At 71.2% G+C, this 5481-nt stretch carries 4 protein-coding genes; 1 reads left to right on the top strand and 3 read right to left on the bottom strand.

Going from position 1 to position 5481, the window contains the following annotated elements:
• Nucleotides 1-14 precede the first annotated feature (14 nt).
• The 3 genes from ABD308_RS18060 to ABD308_RS18050 form a co-directional block, all read right to left on the bottom strand.
• Nucleotides 15-1778, bottom strand: coding sequence for a solute symporter family protein (locus tag ABD308_RS18060; protein ID WP_344335623.1), 1764 nt, complete (start codon nt 1776-1778; stop codon nt 15-17).
• Nucleotides 1775-2113 (bottom strand): DUF485 domain-containing protein, encoded by a 339-nt coding sequence (locus ABD308_RS18055; protein ID WP_425554793.1) that lies wholly within the window; start codon nt 2111-2113, stop codon nt 1775-1777. Before ABD308_RS18055 ends, ABD308_RS18060 begins: the two co-directional genes overlap by 4 nt.
• Before the next feature lie 370 nt (nt 2114-2483).
• Nucleotides 2484-4595 carry a DNA gyrase/topoisomerase IV subunit B gene (locus tag ABD308_RS18050; protein WP_344335620.1) on the bottom strand — a complete coding sequence of 704 codons (2112 nt, stop codon included), beginning with the start codon at nt 4593-4595 and terminating at the stop codon, nt 2484-2486.
• Between the two features lie 539 nt (nt 4596-5134).
• Between ABD308_RS18050 and ABD308_RS18045 the strand changes: the two genes are divergently transcribed.
• The gene (locus ABD308_RS18045; protein WP_344335617.1) at nt 5135-5365 is read left to right on the top strand and encodes a DUF7455 domain-containing protein; all 231 of its coding nucleotides are present in this window, start codon (nt 5135-5137) and stop codon (nt 5363-5365) included.
• Nucleotides 5366-5481: the final 116 nt, after the last annotated feature.

The raw sequence follows: 5481 nt of genomic DNA, 5'->3' as shown, positions 1-5481 counted from the left end.
CGTTCCTCAGCCGATCAGACCGCGCCGGCCCCGGTCAGCGCGCGGACCTCCAGCTCGGCGTACCGGTCCGGGTCGGCCGGCTCGGGCGAGGTGAGGGTGCCGATCCAGCCGGCCAGGAAGCCGAGCGGGATGGAGACGACACCCGGGTTCTCCAGCGGGAACCAGTGGAAGTCCATCCCGGGGAACAGCGCGACCTTGGTACCGGAGACCACCGGTGAGAAGGCCACTAGCACCACCGCCGGAATCAGCCCGCCGTACACCGACCAGACCGCGCCACGGGCGGTGAACCGCCGCCAGAACAGGCTGTAGAGCAGCACCGGCAGGTTGGCGGAGGCGGCGACGGCGAAGGCCAGGCCGACCAGGAAGGCGACGTTCAGCTGCTGGGCGAAGAGGCTGAGCACGATCGCCACCGCCCCGATCCCGACCGCGGCGACCCGGGCGACCAGGACCTCGTCGTGCTCGGCGACCGCCGGCGCGCCGTCGGCCCCCGCCCCGTCCGCGGTCCCGGTCCCGGTCCAGGCGTCCGCCTCGCCGCGCTCCCGCCGGGAGGCCGGCACCACGGCCCGCCTCCCGCGCGCGCGGCCACCGCGCGAGCCGCGCGAGCCGCGCGGCCGTCCCCGCCAGGCGCCCGCCCAGATGTCGTGGGCGAACGCCGCCGAGGAGGCCAGGGTGAGCCCGGCGACCACGGCGAGGATGGTCGCGAAGGCGATCGCCGAGATCAGCGCGAACAGCACCACCCCGCCGGTCGAGCCGTTGCCGCCGCCGAGCACCAGGGCGAGCAGCGGAACGGCGGTGTTGCCCGCCGAGTTGGCCTGCCGGACCTCGGCCGAGCCGATCAGCGCGGTGGCGCCGAGGCCCAGCGCGATCGCCATCAGGTAGAAGCCGCCGACCAGCCCGATCGCCCACATCGTCGAGCGGCGGGCGGCCCGCGCGGTGGGCACCGTGTAGAAGCGGGACAGGATGTGCGGCAGACCGGCGGTGCCCAGCACCAGGGCCAGGCCCAGGCTGAAGAAGTCCAGCCGGCTGGTGAAGCTCTTGCCGTACTTCAGTCCGGGCTCCAGGTAGCGCTGCCCGGCGCCGCTGTGCTGGGCCGCCTGCCGCATCAGTTCGAGCACGTCCCCGTGGAAGCGCACCACCAGCAGCACGGTCAGCACCACCGAGCCGGCGACCAGCAGGAAGGCCTTGACGATCTGGATCCAGGTGGTGGCCCGCATCCCGCCGATCGTGACGTAGACGATCATCAGACCGCCCACCGCCACGATGGTCCAGGTCCGGGCCTGGGCGCTGTTGGTTCCGAGCAGCAGGGCGACCAGACTGCCCGCGCCGACCATCTGGGCGACCAGGTAGAACAGCGTGACGACCACGCTGGCGCCGCCGGCCGCCGCCCGGACCTTGCGCCGGCGCAGGCGCAGCGCCAGCACGTCGGCCAGGGTGTACCGGCCGGCGTTGCGGACCAGTTCGGCGACCAGCATCAGCACCACCAGCCAGGCGACCAGGAAACCGATGCTGTAGAGCACGCCGTCGTACCCGTACAGCGCGATCAGCCCGGCGACGCCGAGGAACGAGGCCGCGGAGAGGTAGTCGCCGGAGAGCGCGAAACCGTTCTGCAGCGGGGTGAAGTCACGGCCGCCGGCGTAGAAGTCCTCGGCGGCGCCGCCACGGCGACCGGCCCAGAAGGTGATCGCCAGGGTGACCAGGACGACGACGGCGAAGAGCACCACGGCCAGGCCGTGATGGTCCCCGGTGGGGGCGACGGGGGGCGGGGTGGCGGTCCTCATCGCAGCTGGTCCTGGGTGTCCCAGCGCAACGACAGGGCGGCCCGGTCGCGCTTGGTGCGGGCGTTGCGGGCGTACATCCAGGCCAGCAGGAAGGTGGTGGCGAACTGCAGCAGCCCGAGCAGCCAGGCGACGTTGACCGGGCCCGCGACCGGGCGGCGCATCAGCGCGGGGGCCGCCGCCTGGGCGGCGACGTAGAACAGGTACCAGGCGAGGAAGACACCGCTGACCGGGAAGACGAACGTCCGGTAGCTGTGGCGGATCCGCTGGAAGGCCGCGCTCCGCTGGACGGCCCGGTACACCTCGGTGCGGTCGACCTCGGGCACCGTCCCCGGCATCGGCACGGGCTCCGGTGCGGGCGCCGTTTCCGGTGCCCACCAGTCCAGTTGCCCTCCCGGCTCGGGGTTTCTCGTCTGCTGTTGTGGCACGGCTGCTCCTGGGCCGGGGGGTTGTGACCCGAACCATGATGGCGGCGCCCGAACCCCCCGAACTCCCTACGCAGATACGTTCACTCGATGAGGTGATCGATGATCCGACGGACGCTCATCCGACTACTACGCAGACCCGGTGATTCCGTGTCGGACGGCGTACGCGGCCGCTCGCACCCGTCCCCGCGCGCCGGTCACCGGTCCCGCCGGGGGACGCAGCCGGGAGCACGAGGGCCCTCCACCCGCGCGGGTGGAGGGCCCTCGTGCCGGGGCGGACCGCTCAGGCGTCGATGCGCGAGCGGTCCAGCGTGGCCGCCGAGTCCACGATGAACTCCTTGCGCGGCGCCACGTCGTTGCCCATCAGCAGGTCGAAGACCTTCTCGGCCTGCTCCAGGTCGCCCAGGTTGATCCGGCGCAGCGTGCGGTGGCGCGGGTCCATGGTGGTCTCGGCCAGCTGGTCGGCGTCCATCTCGCCGAGGCCCTTGTACCGCTGGACCGGGTCCTTCCAGCGCAGGCCCTTGCGCTGGAACTCCAGCAGGGTGGAGCGCAGCTCGGCGTCCGAGTAGGTGTAGTGGTACTTCTCCTGCCCGCGCTTGGGGTTGGTGAGCTCGATCCGGTGCAGCGGCGGCACGGCCGCGAAGACCCGGCCCTGCTCGACCATGGGCCGCATGTAGCGCTGGAACAGCGTCAGCAGCAGGCAGCGGATGTGCGAGCCGTCGACGTCGGCGTCGGCCATGAAGATGACCCGCCCGTAGCGGGCCTGGTCGATGTCGAAGGTGCGGCCCGAGCCGGCCCCTATCACCTGGATGATCGCCGCGCACTCGGCGTTCTTGAGCATGTCGCTCACGGACGCCTTCTGGACGTTGAGGATCTTGCCGCGGATCGGGAGCAGGGCCTGGAACTCGGAGTTGCGGGCCAGCTTGGCGGTGCCGAGCGCGGAGTCGCCCTCGACGATGAAGAGTTCGCTGCGGTCGACGTCGTCGCTGCGGCAGTCGGCCAGCTTGGCCGGCAGCGAACTGGTCTCCAGCGCGGTCTTGCGGCGCTGGGCCTCCTTGTGCTGACGGGCGGCGACCCGGGTGCGGGCGGCGGCCACGACCTTCTCCAGCACCGCCCGGGCCTGGACCTTCTCGTCCTTCTTGCCGGAGGTGAGGAAGGCCTTGAGCTCCTTGGCGACGACGGCCGCGACGATCCGGTTGGCCGCCGAGGTGCCGAGCACCTCCTTGGTCTGGCCCTCGAACTGCGGCTCGGCGAGCCGGACGGTGACCACGGCGGTGAGGCCCTCGGTGGCGTCGTCCTTGGTGATGTCGTCCTCGGCGACGCGCAGCAGCTTGCCCGCGCGCAGCGCCTCGTTGACGGTCTTGGCCAGCGAGCGCTCGAAGCCGGTGACGTGGGTGCCGCCCTTGGGGGTGGCGATGATGTTGACGAAGGAGCGCAGCGTGGTGTCGTAGCCGGCGCCCCAGCGCAGCGCGATGTCCACCCCGAGGTGGCGGGTGACCTCGGTCGGCGTCATGTGCCCGAGGTCGTCCAGGACCGGCACGGTCTCCTTGAAGGTGCCCTCGCCGTGCAGCCGCAGCACGTCGCAGATCGGCTTGTCCGGCGCCAGGAACTCGCAGAACTCGGCGATGCCGCCGTCGAAGCGGAAGGTGCTCTCCTCGACCTGGTCGCTCTCGGTGAGCCGCTCGTCGCGCACGACGATGGTCAGGCCGGGCACCAGGAAGGCGGTCTGCCGGGCCCGGGCGTGCAGGTTCTCCAGGGAGAGTTTGGCGTCCTTGAGGAAGATCTGCCGGTCGGCCCAGTAGCGGATCCGGGTGCCGGTGCGGGTCTTGGGCACCTTGCGGACCTTGGCCAGGCCGTTGGCCGGCTCGAACGGCGCGTCCGGGCTGGTCTCGGTGAAGATGCCGGGGGTGCCGCGGCGGAAGCTGATCCCGTGGGTGTGGCCGCCGCGGTCGACCTCGACGTCCAGGCGGGCGGAGAGCGCGTTGACGACGGAGGCGCCGACGCCGTGCAGACCGCCCGAGGCCGCGTACGAGCCGCCGCCGAACTTGCCGCCGGCGTGCAGCTTGGTCATCACGACCTCGACGCCGGACAGCCCGGTCTTCGGCTCGACGTCCACCGGGATGCCGCGCCCGTTGTCACGGACCTCGACCGAGGCGTCGTCGTGCAGCACGACCTCGATCCGGTCGCAGTAGCCGCCCAGCGCCTCGTCGACGGAGTTGTCGATGATCTCCCAGAGGCAGTGCATGAGGCCACGGCTGTCGGTCGAGCCGATGTACATGCCGGGGCGCTTGCGGACCGCCTCCAGCCCCTCCAGGACGAGCAGGTGCCGAGCGGTGTAGTTGGAACCGTCGTCGCCGGCCAGCAGAGCGGACGGCACGGTCGTTTCGGCACTCACGCGGCACTCTCCTCGGTCAAGTTCTGTCTCATCGGTCACATCCGGACGCGTCCGGACCGTCCGCCAGTGCAGCACATCGCACCGACAGCCGTTTCCCCTGTGTGCGCGCACCCTTCCGCTGGGTGCACAGCACGGCGGGCCGGTCCCGCGCAGCTTGTACGCGCTGCGCGAACAAGCGCCGTGCCGGATTCGGGGTGCCGGGGCTCCATCTCCTCCCGGTACCACCGCTCCTGGCGCACCGTGGGACCGGGCGCAGGCTCCGGAACTGCCGTTATGCAGGCTACCGGGGCCCGGGACGGGGCTTATGCTCCAACCCAGCAGAGGATTATGCTACGCGGACTCTCGCACCCCGTTCCGATCGGGCGTTCGAGCGGCAGGCGGATCCTGGGATTCGGTACGCATGAACCACCGGCCCCCGGGGCACGTCCTCATCAACACAGCAGAATCCTCAGAGAAGAAAAGCCACGAGCGGGAACGTTTTCGGCCTGGTTGGATGTTGACCCTGGTACGACAGCTCGTCGAGCTAGAGAAGAGGCGACGTGACTACTGTTCTGACACCTGCGAGCCCGCTCACCGCGGCTGACCGCTGCGACCGCTGCGGCGCCCAGGCCTACCTGCGCGTCGTACTCGCCAGCGGCGGAGAGCTGCTCTTCTGCGCCCACCACGGCCGGAAGTTCGAGCCTGAGCTCAAGAAGATCGCCGTGGAGATACAGGACGAGAGCGGCCGCCTGGGCGGCACCTCCGCCACGGCCTCGGACGACGAGCGCTGATTCGAGGCGCCCCCAAACAGGCCCAGCGTCGAGCTGTGTGTCCGGTCGCGCACCAAGCGTGACCGGGTGAGCCGGGTGACCGCCCCCTCGGGGGCCGGTCGCCCGGCTTCGTCGTT

Source organism: Kitasatospora putterlickiae (genome assembly GCF_039527695.1).
In the GTDB taxonomy this organism is placed as follows: domain Bacteria; phylum Actinomycetota; class Actinomycetes; order Streptomycetales; family Streptomycetaceae; genus Kitasatospora; species Kitasatospora putterlickiae.
The sequence above is the reverse complement of the archived record's forward strand: the minus strand, read 5'-3'. Positions and strand labels throughout refer to the sequence as shown.

What these genes read in the sequence shown, in the direction of transcription:
- ABD308_RS18060 (WP_344335623.1), bottom strand. Translation starts at nt 1,778, where the DNA reads ATGAGGACCGCCACCCCGCCCCCCGTCGCCCCCACCGGGGACCATCAC.
- ABD308_RS18055 (WP_425554793.1), bottom strand. Translation starts at nt 2,113, where the DNA reads ATGCCGGGGACGGTGCCCGAGGTCGACCGCACCGAGGTGTACCGGGCC.